Source organism: Streptomyces sp. CG 926 (genome assembly GCF_003148825.1).
Taxonomy (GTDB): Bacteria; Actinomycetota; Actinomycetes; order Streptomycetales; family Streptomycetaceae; genus Streptomyces.
In genome coordinates, this window is record NZ_QGGZ01000003.1 from 444,448 (window position 1) to 464,926 (window position 20,479).

A 20,479-nucleotide genomic window follows, 5' to 3' on the forward strand; every position below is an offset into this window, starting at 1 on the left:
ATTCCTGACGACGCTAGCGGTACGGGACATGGGCGATCTCGCTGATGTTGTGGGTCTCCAGTGTGGCCAGCTTCCCCGTCTGGCCGTCCAGGAAGACGACGCCGTGCGGGGTGTTCACCGCGTTGAAGACGTGACCGGCCATGCCGTGGCGGGAGATCGCGACGACGCTGCGCGAGTCCGGCCCCCGCGCCTCCAGGTCCTTGACGATGTCGTCGTAGCTGCCGACGACCTTCTTGGCGCTCGGTTCCACACCGAGTTCCTTGTACGGGATGTCGCCGGGCCCGGTCTTCGGCGCGGCCGAGACCTCCGCGCCGTCCAGCCGTCGGTCCAGGGTGACCACGTTGTTGGTGCAGTTGTACTGGTAGCCCGGCATGTTCGTGTTGTTCATGTCCTTGAGCCACGGGTACTGGTCGTCGATGAACTTCTGGGCGTCCTTCTTCCCGACGGAGTCGGCGTGGATCGAGGGCCGCTCGGTCACGCCCTTGGTCGGCTTCGCCAGATGCGACCAGGCCGACGGCTTCGTCGCCGCCGCCTCCGCGACCCGCACGCCCGCCCGGGCGCCGCCGAACCCCTTGGTGCCGAGGAGTTCCGGTACGAGCCGGCCCAGGCCCTCCGACGGGTCGTCCTTGAAGCTGTCGATCAGCGCGCCCGGGATCCGCTCCGGGTGGGCGGCCGTGGAGACCAGGCCTGCCAGCGTCATGTTGAGGTTCTGCTGGTACTCGGCCGGGTGGGTCAGGTTGTACGGGTCCATCGGGTTCAGGCCGCGCGCGAAGTTGAGCAGGCCCGCCGTGCCCTTGACCACACCGCCGACGAAGTGGTTGAGCTCCACCGCCTGGGCACCGTAGTGGTCGGTGATCCCGGCCAGGGCCCGGTCCGTCGCCGAGGGCTCCTTCGGGGCGTGCGCGAGCGCGGCTTCCAGCGCCTTGGCCACGGCCCCCGCGGCCTCGTCGCGCTGTTTGCGGGCCTCGCCGAGGATCTCGTGGGCCCGCCTGCCCTCGGCCTTGCCCACGTCGACCGGCTTCTGTGGCTCCGGTCCGGGATCCCGGCCGGCGTCCGCGGCCTCCTTGTAGGTGCCGACCTTCGCGGCGTAGTCCTCGTGAGCGTCCTTGGCGGCCTTGACGGCCGCCTTGTACAGGTCGATGGCCTGCTGCGCCTGCTTCTGCGCCCACTCCACGGTCTCGGCGTACCGGTTCAGCGCGCCCGCCGCCGCCTCGCAGGCGTCGGAGGCGTGCAGCCAGTCCGTGGGGTGCATCGCGAACTTCTCCCGGAAGGCGTCGGCGGCCTGCCCCTTCCAGTGGCCCGGGTCCAGCGCCCGCATGCCCTGTCCGACCTTGTCGAACGCCCCCTGGAAGTCCGTCAGGTGCTTCGCCGACTCCCGGATCTTCGTCGGCTTGCCGTGCACCAGCTCGTTCGCCTGCTCGGTCTGGCCGAGCTGCTGCTCGCCGACCGAGGCACCCAGGTTCGAGGCGACGTCGTCGCCCCAGTCCTCGACCTTGTCCGCCCAGTCGTCCGCCCCGACGTAGTCCAGGCCCGCGCCGATCCCGTCGGTGGCCTTGTCGACGCCCTGACCGACGACCTTCTTCGCGCCCTCCCAGCCGTCGTCCAGCTTCTCCAGGCCCTTGTCCAGGAGCCCGCCCCAGTCCGCCATCAGCGCTCACCGCCCGAGGGCCGCGCCGGCGGCTGCGGCGCCGGTCCGACCCAGTCGTCGACCGCCCCGTCCACCTCGTCCCGCAGCCCCGTCGCGTCGATGATCTGGTTGCCGAGGAACACGTCCGAGCTGTTGACGTCCCGTACCGCGCCCTTCCAGGCCTCCGTGCTGTTCTCCCGCGCCCGCTCGAAGGACTCCTCGCTGTAGTCCGCGTCCCGGATCTGCGTGTACGCGTTGTCGGAGAGGACCTCGCCCCAGTCCTTCTCGATGACGTCCTTCTCCGAGGCGTACGGATTGCCCATCGCGGAGTTGGTCAGCACCTTGAAGCTGCCCTGGATGTACTGGTCCTGCTCGTGCATCACACCCGCCGACAGACCGACGTCGAACGCGAACCGGTTGCCCTGCTGCACCAGCGCCCGTACGCCCCACTCCCAGCGCTCGCAGAAGGTCTTCATCGATGCCGTCAGGGCGTCGCTGCCGCTCTCCATCCCCGACAGCGCCAGATCCGAGAAGCCCCGGCCCATGCTCGCCGAGCCCACCATCCCGAGCTCCTCGAGCTCACCCAGCGTGTCCGTGATGCCCTTCGCTATCTGTCCCAGCGCCTGTTTCGAGACATCTACGTCCGCCCCGTCCCCGCTCACACCTGCTCCTCCCGTCGGTCCCCGTCGAGCGCCGCACCGTCCGGCACCAGCCCTCGCACCGGCGGGAAGACGATCCCGTCCGGCCCGGCCGCGTCCAGCGCCACCCCGCACGGGAAGTCCAGCGCCGGGATCACCTCGTCCAGCAGCCGCGCCCCGACGATCCGCCGGTACGGCCACTCCCGCTCCGCCTCACCGCGGGCGTCCGCGAACCGGGCCAGCGTCTCCATCTCCGAGAACGCGCAGATCCAGTCCAGCCCGCCCAGCTCGGCCGTCCACAGGCCGCCCCGCTCGTCCAGGGGCACCAGCACCACCCGGCTACGGAAGTCCGCCAGCCGCTCCAGCACCGCCTCACGGGCCGCTTCGGCGTCCACGGCGGCGGCGCTCTCCGGCTCGTCCGCCGGCGGGGCCGGCTCCACCGGAACCCCCGCGTCCACCCGCTCGGTCGCGGCGGCGCGCAGCCGCCCCCACTCCTCGTCGAAACCCACCCAAAGACTCCTCAGTACCGGCCGGATGGGGTGATCGTGCACGCCTTCCGGCCACAACTGGTCTCACAATTCGGACAGTTGGCCCACCCTAACCCTGCCTTCCGGCAGGAGCACAGGTCGGGGGTCCCAAGGAGGGAGGTACGTCACACATACGTCCGGGGCGGGGAAACACGAAACGGCCGCCACCGCTTTCGCAGTGACGACCGTCTCGTCGATGTGGGCGAGGGGGGATTTGAACCCCCACGTCCCGAAGGACACTGGCACCTGAAGCCAGCGCGTCTGCCGTTCCGCCACTCGCCCGAGCAGCTCCCCAGTGGATCTTCCCTTTCGGGCCTTTCCCCTGGCGACGTCGAAACATTAGCACGGGAAACGGGGTGGATTCACATCGCTTTCCGGGCGCCCCCGCACCCCGCTGTGGACGGCCCCTCCCGCACTCCGCTCCCGGTGCGGGACACTGTCCCTGGAGCGCCCCTACGATCGCTTGTGAGGACCAACACTCGTCCTCACAGGAACGATGGGGAACCACCCGAATCCGCCACGCGTGGATACGATCAGTAAGCAGTACAGGGCGACAGCGACGGAGGAGGTGCCCCATGGGAGTTCTGAAGCGGTTCGAGCAGCGACTCGAAGGTCTGGTGAACGGCACCTTCGCCAAGGTGTTCAAGTCCGAGGTCCAGCCGGTGGAGATCGCCGGAGCCCTCCAGCGGGAGTGCGACAACAACGCCACCATCTGGAACCGCGAGCGGACCGTCGTCCCCAACGACTTCATCGTCGAGCTCAGCGCCGGTGACTACGACCGCCTGAGCCCCTACTCCGGGCAGCTCGGCGACGAGCTCGCGGGCCTCGTCCGCGACTACGCCAAGCAGCAGCGCTACAGCTTCATGGGCCCCATCAAGGTCCACCTGGAGAAGGCCGACGACCTCGACACCGGGCTCTACCGGGTCCGCAGCCGTACCCTCGCCTCCAGCACCTCCCAGCCGCAGGCCCCCCAGGGCGGGCAGCAGGGCGGTCAGGCGGCCCCGGGCGGCTACGGGTACCCCCCGGTCTCGGCCCCGCCCATGCCCAGCGCCCCGCCCCCGGGCGGACCCGGCGCTCGGCGGCCCGCTCCGGGCGTACCCGCCGGACCGGCCCCCGCGGCCGGCCCGGGTGGCCCGCGGCGCCACTGGATCGAGATCAACGGCACCCGCCACCAGATCTCGCACTCCACGCTCGTACTCGGCCGAAGCACGGAAGCCGACGTGCGGATCGACGACCCCGGCGTATCCCGCCGGCACTGTGAGATCCGGACCGGAACGCCCTCGACGATCCAGGATCTCGGGTCCACCAACGGCATCGTGGTGGACGGGCAGCACACCACCCGCGCTACGCTCCGCGACGGCTCGCGGATCGTCGTGGGCAGCACCACCATCATTTACCGGCAAGCCGAAGGGTGAAGCGGGGGCAATGTCAGAGCTGACCCTTACGGTCATGCGGTTGGGTTTCCTGGCCGTTCTGTGGCTGTTCGTCATCGTGGCCGTCCAGGTCATCCGCAGCGATCTCTTCGGGACGCGCGTGACCCAACGCGGCTCCCGTCGTGGAAGCGCGGGCGCCGGCGGCGCCCCGCAGCAGACGGGTGGCCGGCAGGCCACGCCTCCGCAGCAGCGCCAGCGGCGCGGGGCACCCACCAAACTCGTCGTCTCCGAGGGCATCCTCACGGGAACCACCGTGGCCCTCGCCGGCCAGACGATCACGCTGGGCCGCGCGCACGACTCCACGATCGTGCTGGACGACGACTACGCGTCCAGCCGCCATGCCAGGATCTATCCCGACCGTGACGGCCAGTGGATCGTCGAGGATCTCGGGTCCACCAACGGCACGTATCTCGACCGGACCCGGCTGACCACCCCGACGCCCATTCCGCCGGGCGCACCGATCCGCATCGGCAAGACCGTCATCGAGCTGCGGAAGTAGTACGAGAATGAGCGAGCGGAGCGAGCGCGCGGCGGCGATCCGTCCCACCGAGGGCACGGACCCGAGCGCGCTCCCGACCGGAGGGTGGGCAGTGTGGCTCGAGACCGGTTGTACCCGGAGGCAGCTTCGTCGACAGGGCAGGTGCGCATGAGTCTGTCCTTGCGGTTCGCCGCCGGATCACACAAGGGCATGATCCGTGAGGGGAACGAGGACTCCGGCTACGCCGGTCCCCGGCTCCTCGCGATCGCCGACGGCATGGGAGGCCAGGCCGCCGGCGAGGTCGCGAGCTCCGAGGTGATCTCCACCCTCGTGCAGCTCGACGACGACGTCCCGGGCTCCGACATCCTCACCTCGCTGGCCACGGCCGTGCAGCGCGCCAACGACCAGCTGCGCGTGATGGTCGAGGAGGACCCGCAGCTCGAGGGCATGGGCACCACCCTGACCGCCCTGCTGTGGACCGGCCAGCGCCTGGGCCTCGTCCACGTCGGCGACTCCCGCGCCTACCTGCTCCGCGACGGCGTCCTCACCCAGATCACCCAGGACCACACCTGGGTGCAGCGCCTCGTCGACGAGGGGCGCATCACCGAGGAAGAAGCCACCACCCACCCGCAGCGCTCCCTCCTGATGCGCGCGCTCGGCAGCGGCGACATCGTCGAGCCCGACCTCTCCATCCGCGAGGTCCGGGCCGGTGACCGCTACCTGATCTGCTCCGACGGGCTCTCCGGCGTCGTCTCCCACCAGACCCTGGAGGAGACCCTCGCCGACTACCACGGTCCCCGCGAGACCGTGCAGTCGCTGATCCAGCTCGCCCTGCGCGGCGGCGGACCCGACAACATCACCTGCATCGTCGCCGACGTGCTCGACACCGACAGCGGTGACACCCTCGCCGCCCAGGTCAGCGACACCCCGGTGGTCGTCGGCGCGGTCGCCGAGAACCAGCACCAGCTCTTCGACGGCGGCAACGCCATGCAGTCCGCGGCCGGCAGGGCCGCCGGACTCGGCCGCCAGGGCCGGCCCCCCGCCGGCGCCTTCGGCCCCCCCGGCAGCGGCGACGCCGCCGGCTACGGGTACTCCGGCGACCAGGGCAAGGGTGGCGGCGCGTACGGCACCTTCGGCGAAGCCGACGCGTACACCCCCGAACCCGGCTACGAGGACACGTACGACCACCCCCGCAGGCGCCGCAGCAAAGGGCGCAAGTGGACCACGCGTACGCTGACCCTGCTCATCGTCGCCGGTGTCGTCGGCGGTGGCCTCTACGCCGGCTGGCGCTGGACCCAGACCCAGTTCTACGTGGGCGTGAAGGGTGAGCACGTCGCGCTCTTCCGCGGCATCAGCCCGAAGCTGGGGCCGCTGGAGCTCTCCAAGGTGGAGACCGATCGCCCCGACATCGAACTGAAGTACCTGCCGCCCTTCAAGCGGAAGCTGGTCGAGGCCACCATCAGCGAGAACAGCTTCGACGCGGCGCGCAAGAAGCTCGATGATCTCGGCGTCCAGACGTCCGCCTGCAAGAAGGACGAGGAACGTCGCAAGGCCGAGGCGAACAGCCAGACGCCCGCCCCCAGCCTGACTCCCGAGGAGCAGGCACTGGTCGGGCTGTGCGGCAAGTAGTAGACATACGCGGGCGCAGGGGGCCTGCCACACCATGAGCGTAGTCACCAACACCACCACGATCGGCGCCATCGAGCTGCCGAGCAGGCGGAACACCGAGCTCCTCCTGCTCGGCTTCGCCGTGCTCATCCCGATGTTCGCCTACGCCAACGTGGGCCTCGCGATCAACGGCAGCCTGCCCCCCGGCATGGTGCTCTACGGCCTCGGCCTCGGCGCCCTCGCCGGGATCGCACACCTTGTCGTGCGCCGGTACGCCAAGTACGCCGACCCGCTGCTGCTGCCCCTCGCCACGCTCCTCAACGGTCTCGGCCTCGTCCTGATCTGGCGCCTGGACCAGTCCGAGCGCCTGCAGAACCTGGCGAAGCGGGCCTTCGGCGGGTTCTCCCCCTCCGCGCCCCGCCAGATGATGTACACCGCGGTCGCCATCGCCCTGTTCGCCGCCGTGCTGCTGATCCTGAAGGACCACCGCGTCCTGCAGCGGTTCACGTACATCTCGATGGCCGGCGCCCTGGTCCTGCTGATCCTGCCCGTCATCCCGGGCCTCGGCGCCGACGTCTTCGGCGCCAAGATCTGGATCAGCGTGGGTGGCTTCTCCATCCAGCCCGGTGAGTTCGCGAAGATCGTCATCGCGATCTTCTTCGCCGGCTACCTGATGGTGAAGCGCGACGCGCTCGCGCTGGCCAGCCGCCGCTTCATGGGCCTCTACCTGCCGCGTGGCCGCGACCTCGGCCCGATCCTGATGATCTGGGCGATGAGCCTGCTCGTCCTCGTCTTCGAGAACGACCTCGGCACCTCGCTGCTCTTCTTCGGCATGTTCGTGATCATGCTGTACGTGGCCACCGAGCGCACCAGCTGGATCGTCATCGGCCTGCTGATGTCGGTGGGCGGCGCCGTGGTCGTCGGCACCTTCGCCAGCCACGTCCAGGCCCGTGTCAACGCCTGGCTCGACCCCTTCGCCTGCTACACCACCTCGGGTGCCTGCGAGCAGGTCGGCCAGTCGATCATGAGCTTCGGTTCCGGCGGGGTCCTCGGCGCCGGCTGGGGCCAGGGCAACTCCGACCTGATCGGCTTCGCCGCCAACTCCGACTTCATCTTCTCCACCGTCGGTGAGGAACTCGGCCTCGCCGGCGTGATGGCCTTCCTCCTGCTCTACGGGCTCATCATCGAGCGCGGCGTGCGCACCGCCCTCGCCGCCCGCGACCCCTTCGGCAAGCTCTTCGCCATCGGCCTCTCCGGCGCCTTCGCGCTCCAGATCTTCGTGGTCGCCGGCGGAGTCATGGGCCTCATCCCCCTCACCGGCATGACGATGCCCTTCCTCGCGTCCGGCGGTTCCTCCGTCCTCGCGAACTGGATCCTCATCGCCATCCTCATCCGGATCAGCGACACCGCACGCCGCCCCGCACCGGCTCCCGCCCCGTCCCCCGACTCCGAGATGACCCAGGTGGTCCGTCCGTCATGAACAAGCCCCTGCGCCGCATCTCGCTGTTCTGCGGGCTGCTCGTCCTCGCCCTGCTGATCCGTACCAACTGGCTGCAGTACGTGCAGGCGGAGGAGCTCAGCACCCGCAAGGAGAACCGCCGGGTCCAGATCGCCCAGTACGCGACCGAGCGCGGCAACATCATCGTCAAGGGCGAGCCGATCACCGGTTCCAAGGTGACCGACGGCAGCGACTACAAGTTCAAGCGGACCTACATCAACGGTGAGCTCTGGGCTCCCGTCACCGGGTACGCCTCGCAGGCCTTCGGCTCCACCCAGCTGGAGTCCCTCGAGGACGGCATTCTCACCGGCAACGACGACCGGCTGTTCTTCGACCGCACCATCGGCATGTTCACCGGGGAGAAGAAGCAGGGCGGCAACGTCGTCACCACGCTCAACCCCGCGGCCCAGAAGGCCGCCTTCGAGGCGCTGGGCACGAAGAAGGGCGCCGTCGCGGCCATCGACCCGCGCACCGGCGCGATCCTGGCCCTGGTCTCCACGCCCTCCTACAACCCCTCGCGCTTCGCGGGCAACTCCAAGGACGACGAGAAGGCCTGGGTCGAGCTGAAGGACAGCGAGGACAAGAACCTCGTGAACCGCGCCCTGCGCGAGACGTACCCGCCGGGCTCCACCTTCAAGGTGGTCACCGCGGCCGCCGCCCTCGAACACGGCGTCGTCCAGGACATCAACGCTCCGACGGACACCCCGGACCCGTACTTCCTGCCGGGCACCAAGACCGAGATGGTCAACCACGCCACGGGCTGCGAGAAGGCGAGCCTCAACGAGGCGCTGCGCATCTCCTGCAACTCGGTCTTCGCGAACATGGGCGACAAGGTCACCCGCGACAAGATGGTGGAGACCTCGGAGAAGTTCGGCTTCAACAACGACAAGATCGACGTTCCGGTCCGCGCGTTCGCCAGCATCTACGACAAGAAGATGGGCAAGGACGGCAACGCCCAGAGCTCCATCGGGCAGTTCAACACCGCCGCCACCCCGTTGCAGATGGCCATGGTCACCGCCGCGATCGCGAACGACGGCAAGCTGATGAAGCCGTACATGGTGGACATGCTCCAGTCGCCGAACCTGGACATCATCGAGAAGCACGAGCCGCAGGAGATGAGCCGGCCGCTCTCCGCCGCCAACGCGGAGAAGGTGCAGCAGATGATGGTCAACGTCGTCCAGAACGGCACCGGCTCCAAGGCCAAGATGAGCGGCGTGACGGTCGGTGGCAAGACCGGTACGGCGCAGCACGGCGAGGGCAACAAGAAGCGCCCCTACGCCTGGTTCATCTCCTACGCCGAGACCCCGGACAAGGCCTCGCCCGTCGCCGTCGCCGTCGTGATCGAGGACAGCGAGGCGGACCGCGAGGACATCAGCGGTGGCGGTCTGGCCGCCCCCGTGGCCAAGGCGGTCATGGCGGCGGTGCTCGGCAGCCAGGGGTGAACGAGGGACCACGGACCGGAGTTCAGTGATCCGCATCACAGAATTCCGGCCGGGTCCGAGCGTACGGTACCGGTCCAGTATCAGCCTGTGGCCACGAACCGATCACGGACGATCGGCCGGTAGCCTTTGCGCGAACAGCACACCGCCGGACCACACACAGGTGCGGTCGGGACTGACGGAGAGGGCTGCAACGTTATGGAAGAGCCGCGTCGCCTCGGCGGCCGGTACGAGCTGAGCCACGTGCTCGGCCGTGGTGGCATGGCCGAGGTCTATCTCGCCCACGACACCCGGCTCGGCCGTACCGTCGCCGTCAAGACTCTGCGCGCCGATCTCGCCCGTGACCCGTCCTTCCAGGCCCGGTTCAGGCGCGAGGCCCAGTCGGCCGCGTCGCTGAACCACCCGGCGATCGTCGCGGTCTACGACACCGGCGAGGACTACGTCGACAACATCTCCATCCCGTACATCGTGATGGAGTACGTCGACGGTTCCACGCTGCGCGAGCTGCTGCACTCGGGCCGCAAGCTGCTGCCCGAGCGGACGCTGGAGATGTGCATCGGCATCCTCCAGGCCCTGGAGTACTCGCACCGCGCCGGCATCGTGCACCGCGACATCAAGCCCGCCAACGTGATGCTGACGCGCACGGGCCAGGTCAAGGTCATGGACTTCGGCATCGCCCGTGCCATGGGCGACTCCGGCATGACCATGACGCAGACGGCCGCCGTCATCGGCACCGCCCAGTACCTCTCGCCCGAGCAGGCCAAGGGCGAGCAGGTCGACGCGCGCTCCGACCTCTACTCCGCGGGCTGCCTGCTCTACGAGCTCCTCAGCGTCCGGCCCCCGTTCGTCGGTGACTCCCCCGTGGCCGTCGCCTACCAGCACGTACGGGAAGAGCCTCAGCCGCCGTCGAACTTCGACCCCGAGATCACGCCCGAGATGGACGCCATCGTCCTCAAGGCACTGGTCAAGGACCCCGATTACCGCTACCAGTCGGCCGACGAGATGCGCGCCGACATCGAGGCCTGCCTCGACGGGCAGCCCGTCGCGGCCGCCGCCACCATGGGCGCGGCCGGCGGCTACGGCTACCCCGACCCGGGCAACGGCTACGGGCACCAGGGCTACGACCAGCCCACCACCGCCCTGCGGACCACCGACCCCGGTGCCCAGACGTCGATGATGCCGCCCATGCCCCCGGGCGACGGCGGATACGGCCACGGCGGATACGACCAGGGCCCGGGCCGCCGCCAGAAGAAGAGCAAGGCGTCCACCGTCCTGCTCGTCGCTGCGGGCATCCTCGTCCTGGTCGGCGCGATCCTCATCGGCCGTTCCCTCTTCGGCGCGGGCGCCGACAACCGGCCCGCCGTGCCCAAGCTCATCGGCCAGACCCTCGAAGCGGCGCAGAGGAGCGGCGACAACGTCGGCCTCAAGGTGGTCAAGGGCCCCGACGCGCCCTGCGAGGACCAGCCCAAGGGCAACGTCTGCAAGCAGGACCCGGCGGCCGACGCGAAGGTCGACGAGGGCTCCACCGTCACGGTGACGATCTCCACGGGCGCGCCCAAGGTGACGGTCATCAACGTGCAGAGCCTCAGCTTCGAGGAGGCCGAGAAGCAGCTGAAGGAGAAGGGCTTCCAGGTCGACCGCAAGACGCAGGAGTCCGACCGACCGGCCGGGACCGTCCTCGAGCAGAACCCGAAGAGCGGCACCGAGGCGGAGCGCAACACCGTCGTCATGCTGACCGTCGCCAAGGAGGTCACCAAGGCCACGGTGCCGGAGCTCAGGGGCAAGAAGAAGGACGAGGCGGCCAAGGCCCTCACGGACGCCAAGCTCCGGCTCGGCAGCGTGACGGAGACCGAGCAGCCCGGAGCCGTTCCCGGCACGGTCATCAGCCAGCAGATCGAGGCGGGCGAGGAGCTCGAGGTGGGCAAGACGGTGAACATCACCATCGCCAAGGCCTCGGCGCAGACCGCGGTGCCCAACTTCAACGGCCTCACCGTGGACCAGTACAAGGACGAGCTGCGACGCGCCAACCTCCGGCTCGGCGTCGTCACCGGCTCGACGGACGGCAACGCGATCATCGTGCGCACCGACCCGCTGCCGGGTACCCCGATCGCCACGGGTCAGCCCGTGAACGTCATCGCCCTCGGCGGTGGCGGCCCGCAGCAGGGCGGCAACAACAACGGCGGCGGCTTCGGCGGCTTCGGCGGCTGACGCGACCGTCGTCGGGGCCCCGGCCACCGGTTCGACGAAAAGGTCCGGCCTCCTCTCCCGTTCCCGGGAAGGAGGCCGGACCTTTTCACGTACCTCTTCACGTTCTGCCGCTGTGCGGCCACCTGCGGGCTTCTCCGGGGCGGGTGGGCCTCGTGGGGCCAAGGAGGCGCCGACGGCTCCCAGAGGGGCCTTCTGGGGCTCTCGTGGTGCCGCGGCCGCTCAGGTCCCGGCAGCCGCTCAGCTCAGCTCGGGCGGCGGGGTCCGCTTCGCGTCCACCTTCTCGGTGCGGACCAGCTCGCCCCACACGATGTACCGGTACTTCGAGGTGTAGACGGGGGTGCAGGTGGTGAGCGTGATGTATCGGCCCGGGGCGGTCTTCCCCGAGTCCTTGGGGACCGCGTTGATCACGTCGGTGTTGAACTTCGAGGTCTGGCGCAGCTCCGCGAAGACCTTGTAGACGTACCAGGTGTCGCGGGTCTCGAAGACGATCGCGTCGCCGTTCCTCATCTTGTCGATGTTGTGGAACTTCGCCCCGTGGCCGTCCCGGTGCGCGGCGAGCGCGAAGTTGCCCTTCTCGTCCCACGGCAGCGCCGACTTCACCGGCTGCGTGTAGTACCCGGCCACACCGTCGTCGAGGATGTCCGGGTCGGTACCCGCCTTGACGAGCACCTCGCCGTTGCGCATCGCCGGTACGTGCAGGAAGCCGACGCCGTCCTGGGTGTCCAGCGCCCCGGGCGGAGCGGCCTGCGGGGACGGGTCGTGCCACTGCCGGCGGATCTCGTCCCCGCGCGCCGACGCCTGTCGGTCGGCGAGCACGTTCGTCCACCACAGCGAGTAGGCCACGAACAGGCCCAGCACCAGGCCCACGGTGATCAGGACCTCGCCCAGCAGGCTCAGGAATCCGGCGAGCACACTGCGGTTGCCGACGGGCGGGGCCGCGGCGCGGCAGCGGGCACGAGACACGGCTGATTCGTCCTTAACTGGTCAGCGCGGGCGGCGGGCCCTGGCTGCGGGGGCGTTCATCGGTCATCCTGCCCCATACGATCAACCGGTAGGTGCTGGTGAATTCCGGGGTGCAGGTGGTCAGGGTGATGTACCGGCCCGCGGAGGTGAATCCCGAACCCTCCGGCACGGGCTTGATCACCGCCACGTTCGTCGGCGGTGTCTGCGCGAGCGACGAGGTCGTCTCGTACGTGTAGTACGCGTCCCGGGTCTCGACCACGACGGGATCCCCGGGCGCCAGCCTGTTGATGTAGCGGAACGGCTCGCCGTGGGTGTTGCGGTGTCCGGCCAACGCGAAGTTGCCCTGCTTGTCGGCCGGCATGGCCGTTTTCAGCGCGCCCTCGCCGTAGTGCCCGACCATGCCCTTGTCCAGCACCTTCGGCTTGCTGATGCCCTCCGCCACCGGGACCTTCACGTCCAGCTTCGGGATGTGCAGGATCGCGAAGCCCTGGCCGGGCTCGAAGGCCGTCACGGGCGGTGCGGCGGCCCCGGAGCCGCCGGGGTCCCGTTCCCAGTTCTGCCGCAGGGAGCCGGCGGCGCCGTTCGCCACGCGCTCCGCCAGCAGGTTCGTGTACCAGAGCTGGTAGGCGACGAACAGCAGCATCACCAGGCCCAGCGTGATGAACAGCTCTCCGCCGAGCCGGCTCGCGATGACCACCGGGCCGCCCGAGGCCGGCCGCCTGCGCCGCCGGCCGCCCCGCCTACGGCTGCGTCGGGCGGCCTGTTTCGCGGCCTCCTGAGCGGCCCTGCGTCGCGCGGCCCGGCCCTGCGTGGGCGCGGACGGCGCGACCGCGGTCACGCGACGGCCTTGCCCACCACCGGGGCCAGCCCCACCGAGCGCTCCACGGCGCCCGTGTCACCGCACCGCACCAGCCAGTTGGCGAGCATCCGGTGACCCCACTCGGTCAGCACCGACTCGGGGTGGAACTGCACGCCCTCGACGTCGTGCTCCCGGTGGCGCAGGCCCATGATGATCCCGTCCTCGGTCCGCGCCGTGACCTCCAGCGCGTCCGGCAGGGTCCCGGGCTCGGCCGCGAGCGAGTGGTAGCGGGTCGCGGTGAACGGCGACGGCAGCCCCTGGAACACCCCGAGCCCCTCGTGGATCACGGGTGAGGTCTTGCCGTGCAGCAGCTCGGGCGCCCGGCCCACGACGCCGCCGTAGGCCACGGCCATCGACTGCATGCCGAGGCACACGCCGAAGACGGGGACGGCCGTGCTCGCGCAGTGGCGGACCATGTCGACGCAGACGCCCGCCTCCTCCGGCGTACCGGGGCCGGGGGACAGCAGCACGCCGTCGAAGCTGTCCTGCGCGTGCGCGAGCTCGACCTCGTCGTTGCGCAGCACCTCGCATTCGGCGCCGAGCTGGTAGAGGTACTGGACCAGGTTGAAGACAAAGCTGTCGTAGTTGTCCACAACCAGAATGCGCGCGCTCACGGAGTGGCTCCCGATCCCTCGTCCACCGTCACATCGTTGAACGGAAGAAGCGGCTCGGCCCACGGGAAGACGTACTGGAACAGTACGAAGACCACCGCGAGAACCAGTACGAGCGAGATCAGCGCGCGTACCCACGCGTTTCCCGGCAGATGCCGCCAGATCCAGCCGTACATGCCGCCTGATTCCTTTTCGTCCATGTTCGTTCAACGCACCGCGGGGGCGGTACGCGAACAGACTAAAGGCAGCGGCCCGAAAGGGTGGGTCACCCGGACAAACCCTCCGGCCGCCCCTCGGCGGCGGGGAGCGTCCCGGTCAGCTCCGCCCAGACGACCAGCCGGTGGCTGTGACCCCATTCCGGATCGCAGGTCGTCAGGGTCAGATAGCGGCCGGGCGCCCGGAACGGCGATTTCTCCGGGACCGGGTCGACCACGGCGACGTCGGTGGGCAGGGTGCGCAGGGGCGCGGAGCGGAGCGTGTAGGTGTACCAGGTGCTCGCGTCCTTGAGGATCACCACGTCCCCCGGGCGCAGGCGCGGGAAGTCCTTGAAGGGGTCCCCGTAGGTACGTCGGTGGCCGGCCACCGAGAAGTTGCCGACCGCGCCGAGGGGGGCGGTGGCGGCGTAGTGGCCGAGGCCCTTCTTCAGCAGTTCGGGGTCGGTGCCCTCCAGTACTGGCTTGACCCAGTCCGGGCCGAAGCGCGGGACGTACATCTCGGCGAAGGCCCGGCCGGCGGGGTGGCGCTCCGGCGGCGCGGCCGGCGTCGGCGTCGGGGACATCGGCGGGGCCTGGGCGGGAGCCCGCGACGGGGCCGGTGACGGCGGCGGCCCGGGCGCGGCGGCCGGGGCGGCCGCCCAGCGGTCGCGCATCCGGTCCATCTCCCCGTCCATGGCCCGGTCGGCCTTGACCCCGGTCCACAGCAGGACGTAGGCGACGAAGAGCACGATGAGGGTGCCCGCCGTCAGGCACACCTCGCTGAACGTCCGTACCAGCAGGCGCAGTACGACGTCAGGACGGACCCGATCACGGGGTGGGCGCCACCGGCTTCGCATAGTGGAGGTCCACTGTGCCGGAGTAGCCGGGAAGTGTCAGCGCCTTGTGCTCGTCCACTTTCCAGCCCAGCCCGTACGCGTTCACGTACAGCTGGTAGTTCTGCAGGGCCGGCGAGGCGGCGAGGGCCTTCTTCATGGTGCCCGGGTCGCCGACCGCCGAGATCTTGTAGGGGGGCGAGTAGACGCGGCCCTGGAGGATCAGGGTGTTGCCCACGCAGCGCACCGCGCTGGTGGAGATCAGCCGCTGGTCCATGACCTGGATGCCCTGGGCACCGCCGCGCCAGAGAGCGTTGACCACGGCCTGCAGGTCCTGCTGGTGGATCACCAGGTCGTTGGGCTGCGGCTCGGGCACGTTGGGGATCCGGGCGGTGGCGTTCGGCGGGGCGTCGTTGAGGGTGACCGTCAGGCCCTTGCCGGTGAGCTCCTCGGTGCCGGAGGCGGCGCGCAGGGCGGCCAGCTTGGCGTCCTCGGCCTTGGTGCTGCCGTCGTCACGCTCCGCGAGGGTGTCCACCCGGCCGCGTACGGCCGCGGTGCTCTGCTCCAGCTCCGCGTTGTCCTGGCTGCGTTCCTTGATCAGGTCCGACAGCTTCAGGAGTGAGGCGTCCGTCCGGATGTTCGTACCCTTGGAGGTGTTGAAACTGGTGACGAAGAGCAGCCCGGCCAGGGCGAAGACGGCGGCCGTCAGCAGCCGGACCGGCCTGGCCCGGCGACGGGGACCCGCGGAGGAGTCGTCTGAATTGCTCAACGTACCCTTCTCCTTCAACGCCACAGGTCCACTACGCTAACGGACGCCCGGGGCAGGCAAGGTCCCCAGCGCATCGACAGGAGAGCCCCTCGTGCCGAAGTCACGTATCCGCAAGAAGGACGACTACACGCCGCCGCCGACCCGGCAGCCGCAGAGCATCCGGCTGACGAACCGCAGCTGGGTCGCCCCGGTCATGCTGGCGTTCTTCCTGATCGGACTCGCGTGGATCGTGGTTTTCTACGTGACCGAGACCCAGCTGCCGATCGAGGCTCTGGGCAATTGGAACATTGTGGTCGGTTTCGGCTTCATCGCTGCCGGATTCGGCGTATCCACGCAGTGGAAGTAGCACCCGACAGCCCCTGAGGGAAGCTCTCCCCATGAGTTATCCACAGCGTCATCCACACCTGAGGAAAAGACAGACGATCTGTGGATAACTCTGTGGAGAGTTGACGCCGGTGTGATCAGGTGAGTTCCGCGGTGCGGATCAGGATCAGCACCACGGCCAGCAGGAAAGCCACCGCACAGGTACCCCACTGGACGAGTGCGCGATGCCGGCCGGCGGTGGGCACGAGCATGCCCAGACCCACCAGCGCTCCGGTGACCAGGCCACCCACATGGGCCTGCCAGGACACCGTGAGCGCGCGGCCGAGCGGTACGAAGGTCAGTACCAGCATCAGCACGACCATGACGATCACCGGCCGCATCTCGTAGCGCAGCCGCTTCGCCAGGACGACGGTGGCGCCCAGCAGCCCGAAGACGGCGCCGGACGCGCCGAGGGTCCGGACGTACGGCTCGCTCAGCAGATAGACCAGCGCACTGCCGCCGAGGCCCGAGAGCAGGTAGACCGCGAGATAGCGGACCCGGCCCAGCGCCGCCTCCAGGGGCCCGCCGATCACCCACAGGCCGATCATGTTGCCGGCCACGTGCCACCACTCGACGTGCAGGAACATCGAGGTCAGCAGCCGGTGGTACTCGCCCGCGGACACCCCGTGGAGCGGGCCGCCGGGATACTCCTGGTACCGGCCGCCGATCAGCTCCAGCCGGACCGCGAACGCCGGGTCGGAGAGCATCACGAGGAACACCAGGACGTTGATCCCGATGAGGATCTTGGTGACCAGATGGGGATCGGCGGCGACCACCCCGCCGGCGATGGTGCGCGGCGCGTTCGCGGTCGGTGGGTGGCCGGTGCCGGAGCCCGCGCGGACGCACTCGGGGCACTGGAAGCCGACCGAGGCGCTGATCATGCACTCGGGGCAGATGGGACGCTCGCAGCGGGTGCAGGTGATCCCCGTGACGCGGTCCGGGTGGCGGTAGCAGCCCGGCAGACGGTCGGTGTCCATCGGTTCCCTCGGTCAGCGGCGAGGCACGGGCTGCCCCGCCGGTACGTATCCAGTACGGACGGGCGGGGCCGGAAGGTTCCCGGGCGTCAGCGCTTCTCGACGACCACGGACTTGATGATCACGTCGTCCAGCGGCCGCTCGGTGCGGGGGTTGGTGGGGCCGGCGGCGATGGCCTGCACGACCTTCTGGCTGGCCGGGTCGGTGACCTCGCCGAAGATGGTGTGCTTGCGCGTCAGCCAGGCGGTGGGCGCGACGGTGATGAAGAACTGAGAGCCGTTGGTACCCGGGCCCGCGTTGGCCATGGCGAGCAGGAAGGGCTTGGTGAAGGCCAGGTCGGGGTGGAACTCGTCCGCGAACCGGTAGCCCGGGCCGCCGGTGCCGTTGCCGAGCGGGTCGCCGCCCTGGATCATGAAACCGCTGATGACACGGTGGAAGACGGTGCCGTCGTACAGCGGGTCCGTGGTCTTCTGACCGTCGGTGGGGCGGGTCCATTCACGGGCGCCCGTGGCAAGCTCGACGAAGTTCCTGACGGTCTTCGGGGCGAAGTTCTCCAGCAGCTCGATCTCGATGTCGCCGTGGGTCGTCTTCAGGGTGGCGTAGAGCTTCTCGGCCACGGATCTGCCTTCCATAGTCATCACTGTCGGTCCAGATGGTCGCACGGAGCGCTCCGCGGCACTGAAATCCTCCACCCGTATGCCCTGTCACGCATGCCTGTCCGCGATATGGCAGGCATGATCCGACAAAGGGTGGAAAGGTGAACTGTGTCCGCCACCGAGGAGGAGGATCCCGTGACCGGCAAGGAGAGCATGCGCCTGGCAGCCGAGAGCGCCAGGGAGAGTGTGCGGCACGCGACGGAAGTGGTGGCACCGTACGCGGAATCCGCCAAGGAAGCCGCGGTGCACTACGCCCAGGAAGCGAACGAGCGGCTGGCACCCAAGGTGTCCTACGCGGCCACCAACGCCGCCCAGCATGCCCGTTCGACCTACGACTGCCATCTGCATCCCCGGCTCAAGGCGGCGCGGGCCCATGTGCCGCCCCCCGTCGACCGGGCGGCGACACAGGCGCGCCGGGCGGCGCGGCAGGCCGCCGACTACACCCAGCCGAAGATCGAGAGCGCGATCGCGGCCGCCACGCCGGTGGCCGAGGAGGCCGCTTCGCGGTCGACGGCGGCCTTCGCGGCGCTGCGCGGCCAGGTGACCGCCAAGGAAGTGCAGAAGCTGGTGCGCCGTCATCGGCGGCGCGAGCGCAACGGAAAGATCCTGCGGGGTGCCGCGCTGGTCGGCGTCCTGGCGGCGGCCGCCTTCGCGGTGTGGAAGTGGTGGGACCAGCAGTCGAATCCGGACTGGCTCGTCGAACCGCCGGCGGCCACCGAGCTGTCGGCGCGCGACGCGGCGCCGACCGGCTTCGACGAGGAGCTGGCCGAGAAGGAGCGCGAGGCCGGGGCGGGCCCCGACGACAAGCAGCTCTGAGCGGCACATCGGAAGGGGCCCGGATCCTGTCACCAGGATCCGGGCCCCTTCCGCCTGCGCGCGGCGTCAGCCGGGGAGGGTGAGGACCGTGCCCGGGCGGATGAGGTCGGGGTTGGGGCCGACGGCCCCCCTGTTCATCGCGTAGAGCTCACGCCAGCGGGCCTCGTTGCCCAGTTCCTGACGGGCGATCGCGGGGAGCGAGTCGCCGGCCCGGACGGTGTAGGTGCGCTTCTTCGCGGTGGACCCTGGCCCCCGCGTCGGGGCCGCCGGTACCGCCTTGTGCGCGGCCGAGTGCGGGGTGGGCGTGTGCATGGCACCCGGCGCGGCCGGGGAGGCGGCCCCGGGCTTCGGCATCGCGGTCGGCCGGGGGGCGGCGGGCACCGCCTTGTGCGCGGCGGAGGTGGGGGTCGGGGTCGCGGGGGCGGGCCGGGGCGGCGCGGCCGCCGCCATGCGCTCGGCGGTGGCCCGGGTGGCCGAGGCGGCGTCGGCCGCCGATCCTGCGGGCGGCCTCCGGGCCTCGCCCGCCGGCTGCTGCACCTGTTCGTCCGCCTTCTCGGCGACGTCGTGCGCCTTGTGTCTGTCGGACTTCAGGAAGTCGAAGAGTCCCATGTCTGTACGCCTCCGGCGTGCTGGTCCCCCCTGGGATCGTGCCCTCCTTCCACTGTCCTGCACCGGGCGTCCGAAGGCCCTGCGACGGGGCCGTCCGGGGGACGCGTGAGCGGGGCCGCGGCCCGGTGAGGGAACGCGGCGGTAAGGGACCGGGAAGGCCCGGCGACACCATCGTGGGACACGATGGAGGAGATTTCTGTGATCATCAGACAGGCCGCGGAGCGGGTAGTGCTGGTCAGGCCCGGACCCGGGCTCGTGAGCGCCGCGATCGTGGCGGGCCTGGACGTCTGGGTGGTGTCCGATCCCGGACCCCACCCACCGGACGCGCGGCTTCCCGCGGAGCTGCCCCCGCAGCGGCTCCTGAGGGTGGACTTCGACGACACGGCCGCCCTCCGCACCCTGCTGACGGACACCGTCCGGCGGCACGGGATCGGGCAGGTCCTCCATCTCGCGAGCGATCTGGAGAAGGGTCTCGGCAGCGGGACCGCGGCCGCCACCGAGGAGGTGCTGCGGGAACTGTCCGCCGAGCGCGGGAGGCCGGCCCGCGGGTTGCCGGACGCGGTCACGATCCGGCGGATCCTCAACGAGAGCCGGACCTCCGCGGTGCGTGCCGAGGAGGCCCGGTCCGTCACCGAGGCCTGCTCGCTGGCCGAGGACTTCCCGCTGCCCGTGGTCATCAAGTCGGCCGACAGATCCGGGTGTTGGTGGACCGTCGCGGTGCACGACCGTCCCGAGCTCGCCCGGTGGGCCGAACAGGCCGTCACCGCCCGGCACTCGGCTCCTTATCTCGTCGAAGAGCTCCTGACCGGAGACAAGTTCAGGGTGGAGACGCTGACCGTCGACGGCATGCACCTGGTCGCCGACATCGCCCCCGAGGGAACGGCGCCCCCGCTCCACGACGCGGAGCAGGCCGGCATCCGCTCGACGGTGCGGGCCCTGCTGGATCTGGCCGGGTACGAATCGGGCACCACGCGGACGGATGTGCTGGTCAGCGCGCGGGGATCACGGATCGCGGCGGCCACGGAGCCGGACCGGGAACAGGCCGGGAACCGCCGTTCCCACAGCGCGACCACGGGCGGTATCGAGAGGGGAACGGACCGGTAAGCGCCTCGGCCACTCTTTGTCCTGTCGAGAGCGGCCACCGCACCACACGGGAGCCGCACCGGGTACACACCAGGGGGATCAACACATGCGCAGCAAGCTGGCGGGCCTGATCGGAATCATCGCGGCGGCTCTGGCGATCGGAGTCGGTGTGACGGTCAGCAGCCCGGTGGACACCGGTCAGCCCTCCGGCTACCAGGTCCTCGCGGACGACAAGGGCCCCGGGGTCGCCTCCCCGGCCCCGACGCCGGTCCCGTCCCCCCGCTAGGACCTGC

21 protein-coding genes, 1 tRNA gene and 1 pseudogene are annotated in these 20,479 nt (G+C 70.1%); 10 read left to right on the plus strand and 13 right to left on the minus strand.

What is annotated here, in order from left to right; translation table 11 throughout:
* Positions 1-13: 13 nt before the first annotated feature.
* The 4 genes from BCL76_RS10665 to BCL76_RS10680 all read right to left on the minus strand — a co-directional run bounded on the left by BCL76_RS10665 (position 14) and on the right by BCL76_RS10680 (position 3,074).
* Entirely contained in the window at positions 14-1,648 is a 1,635-nt protein-coding gene (locus tag BCL76_RS10665) for a putative T7SS-secreted protein (RefSeq protein WP_109779238.1), read from the minus strand.
* The gene (locus tag BCL76_RS10670) at positions 1,648-2,289 is read right to left on the minus strand and encodes a hypothetical protein (RefSeq protein ID WP_109779239.1); all 642 of its coding nucleotides are present in this window, start codon (positions 2,287-2,289) and stop codon (positions 1,648-1,650) included. The genes BCL76_RS10665 and BCL76_RS10670 overlap by 1 nt, the downstream gene beginning before the upstream one ends.
* A complete protein-coding gene (locus BCL76_RS10675; RefSeq protein WP_181382502.1) occupies positions 2,286-2,774 on the minus strand; it encodes a hypothetical protein in 489 nt (162 codons plus the stop codon). Before BCL76_RS10675 ends, BCL76_RS10670 begins: the two co-directional genes overlap by 4 nt.
* Before the next feature lie 217 nt (positions 2,775-2,991).
* A tRNA-Leu gene (locus BCL76_RS10680) sits at positions 2,992-3,074 on the minus strand.
* Positions 3,075-3,367: 293 nt separating this feature from the next.
* Here BCL76_RS10680 and BCL76_RS10685 point away from each other — a divergent pair.
* The 6 genes from BCL76_RS10685 (at position 3,368) to pknB (ending at position 11,456) form a co-directional block, all read left to right on the plus strand.
* Positions 3,368-4,207, plus strand: a complete 840-nt coding sequence (locus tag BCL76_RS10685) for an FhaA domain-containing protein (RefSeq protein WP_109779240.1) — start codon at positions 3,368-3,370, stop codon at positions 4,205-4,207.
* Positions 4,208-4,217: 10 nt separating this feature from the next.
* A complete protein-coding gene (locus BCL76_RS10690) occupies positions 4,218-4,724 on the plus strand; it encodes an FHA domain-containing protein FhaB/FipA (RefSeq protein WP_109779241.1) in 507 nt (168 codons plus the stop codon).
* Between the two features lie 147 nt (positions 4,725-4,871).
* Complete coding sequence (locus BCL76_RS10695; RefSeq protein WP_258309509.1) at positions 4,872-6,332, plus strand: PP2C family protein-serine/threonine phosphatase; 1,461 nt, start codon at positions 4,872-4,874, stop codon at positions 6,330-6,332.
* Between the two features lie 34 nt (positions 6,333-6,366).
* A complete protein-coding gene (locus BCL76_RS10700; RefSeq protein WP_030714098.1) occupies positions 6,367-7,791 on the plus strand; it encodes an FtsW/RodA/SpoVE family cell cycle protein in 1,425 nt (474 codons plus the stop codon).
* The gene (locus BCL76_RS10705) at positions 7,788-9,251 is read left to right on the plus strand and encodes a peptidoglycan D,D-transpeptidase FtsI family protein (RefSeq protein ID WP_109779243.1); all 1,464 of its coding nucleotides are present in this window, start codon (positions 7,788-7,790) and stop codon (positions 9,249-9,251) included. The genes BCL76_RS10700 and BCL76_RS10705 overlap by 4 nt, the downstream gene beginning before the upstream one ends.
* Before the next feature lie 195 nt (positions 9,252-9,446).
* The gene (pknB, locus tag BCL76_RS10715; protein WP_109779244.1) at positions 9,447-11,456 is read left to right on the plus strand and encodes a Stk1 family PASTA domain-containing Ser/Thr kinase; all 2,010 of its coding nucleotides are present in this window, start codon (positions 9,447-9,449) and stop codon (positions 11,454-11,456) included.
* Positions 11,457-11,693: 237 nt separating this feature from the next.
* Here pknB and BCL76_RS10720 read toward each other — a convergent pair whose 3' ends face one another.
* From BCL76_RS10720 to BCL76_RS10740, 6 genes and pseudogenes are all read right to left on the minus strand, one after another.
* The gene (locus tag BCL76_RS10720) at positions 11,694-12,419 is read right to left on the minus strand and encodes a class E sortase (RefSeq protein WP_109779245.1); all 726 of its coding nucleotides are present in this window, start codon (positions 12,417-12,419) and stop codon (positions 11,694-11,696) included.
* 13 nt (positions 12,420-12,432) lie between these two features.
* Positions 12,433-13,104: pseudogene (locus BCL76_RS10725) on the minus strand (class E sortase); the annotation flags it as partial.
* Between the two features lie 149 nt (positions 13,105-13,253).
* Positions 13,254-13,892: an aminodeoxychorismate/anthranilate synthase component II gene (locus tag BCL76_RS10730; RefSeq protein WP_109779246.1), complete on the minus strand. Its 639-nt coding sequence runs from the start codon at positions 13,890-13,892 to the stop codon at positions 13,254-13,256.
* Entirely contained in the window at positions 13,889-14,065 is a 177-nt protein-coding gene (locus BCL76_RS38895) for a hypothetical protein (RefSeq protein ID WP_030011120.1), read from the minus strand. Before BCL76_RS38895 ends, BCL76_RS10730 begins: the two co-directional genes overlap by 4 nt.
* 89 nt (positions 14,066-14,154) lie before the next feature.
* Positions 14,155-14,940, minus strand: a complete 786-nt coding sequence (locus BCL76_RS10735; protein ID WP_109779247.1) for a class E sortase — start codon at positions 14,938-14,940, stop codon at positions 14,155-14,157.
* Complete coding sequence (locus tag BCL76_RS10740; protein WP_030755224.1) at positions 14,912-15,685, minus strand: DUF881 domain-containing protein; 774 nt, start codon at positions 15,683-15,685, stop codon at positions 14,912-14,914. The genes BCL76_RS10735 and BCL76_RS10740 overlap by 29 nt, the downstream gene beginning before the upstream one ends.
* Positions 15,686-15,776: 91 nt before the next feature.
* Between BCL76_RS10740 and crgA the strand changes: the two genes are divergently transcribed.
* Complete coding sequence (gene crgA / locus BCL76_RS10745; RefSeq protein WP_030383881.1) at positions 15,777-16,031, plus strand: cell division protein CrgA; 255 nt, start codon at positions 15,777-15,779, stop codon at positions 16,029-16,031.
* Between the two features lie 115 nt (positions 16,032-16,146).
* Here crgA and BCL76_RS10750 read toward each other — a convergent pair whose 3' ends face one another.
* Positions 16,147-17,025 carry a rhomboid family intramembrane serine protease gene (locus BCL76_RS10750; protein ID WP_109779248.1) on the minus strand — a complete coding sequence of 293 codons (879 nt, stop codon included), beginning with the start codon at positions 17,023-17,025 and terminating at the stop codon, positions 16,147-16,149.
* A gap of 86 nt (positions 17,026-17,111) precedes the next feature.
* Positions 17,112-17,639: a peptidylprolyl isomerase gene (locus tag BCL76_RS10755; protein ID WP_030755229.1), complete on the minus strand. Its 528-nt coding sequence runs from the start codon at positions 17,637-17,639 to the stop codon at positions 17,112-17,114.
* 174 nt (positions 17,640-17,813) lie between these two features.
* Here BCL76_RS10755 and BCL76_RS10760 point away from each other — a divergent pair, with 174 nt between their 5' ends.
* Positions 17,814-18,494, plus strand: coding sequence for a DUF5324 family protein (locus BCL76_RS10760; protein ID WP_109779469.1), 681 nt, complete (start codon positions 17,814-17,816; stop codon positions 18,492-18,494).
* Between the two features lie 66 nt (positions 18,495-18,560).
* Here the strand turns inward: BCL76_RS10760 and BCL76_RS40305 are convergent, their stop codons facing one another.
* Entirely contained in the window at positions 18,561-19,103 is a 543-nt protein-coding gene (locus BCL76_RS40305) for a LysM peptidoglycan-binding domain-containing protein (RefSeq protein WP_309136823.1), read from the minus strand.
* A 198-nt stretch (positions 19,104-19,301) separates the two neighbouring features.
* Here BCL76_RS40305 and BCL76_RS10770 point away from each other — a divergent pair, with 198 nt between their 5' ends.
* Positions 19,302-20,207, plus strand: a complete 906-nt coding sequence (locus tag BCL76_RS10770) for a hypothetical protein (protein ID WP_109779249.1) — start codon at positions 19,302-19,304, stop codon at positions 20,205-20,207.
* 85 nt (positions 20,208-20,292) lie between these two features.
* Positions 20,293-20,472, plus strand: coding sequence for a hypothetical protein (locus tag BCL76_RS10775; protein WP_033214888.1), 180 nt, complete (start codon positions 20,293-20,295; stop codon positions 20,470-20,472).
* Positions 20,473-20,479: the final 7 nt, after the last annotated feature.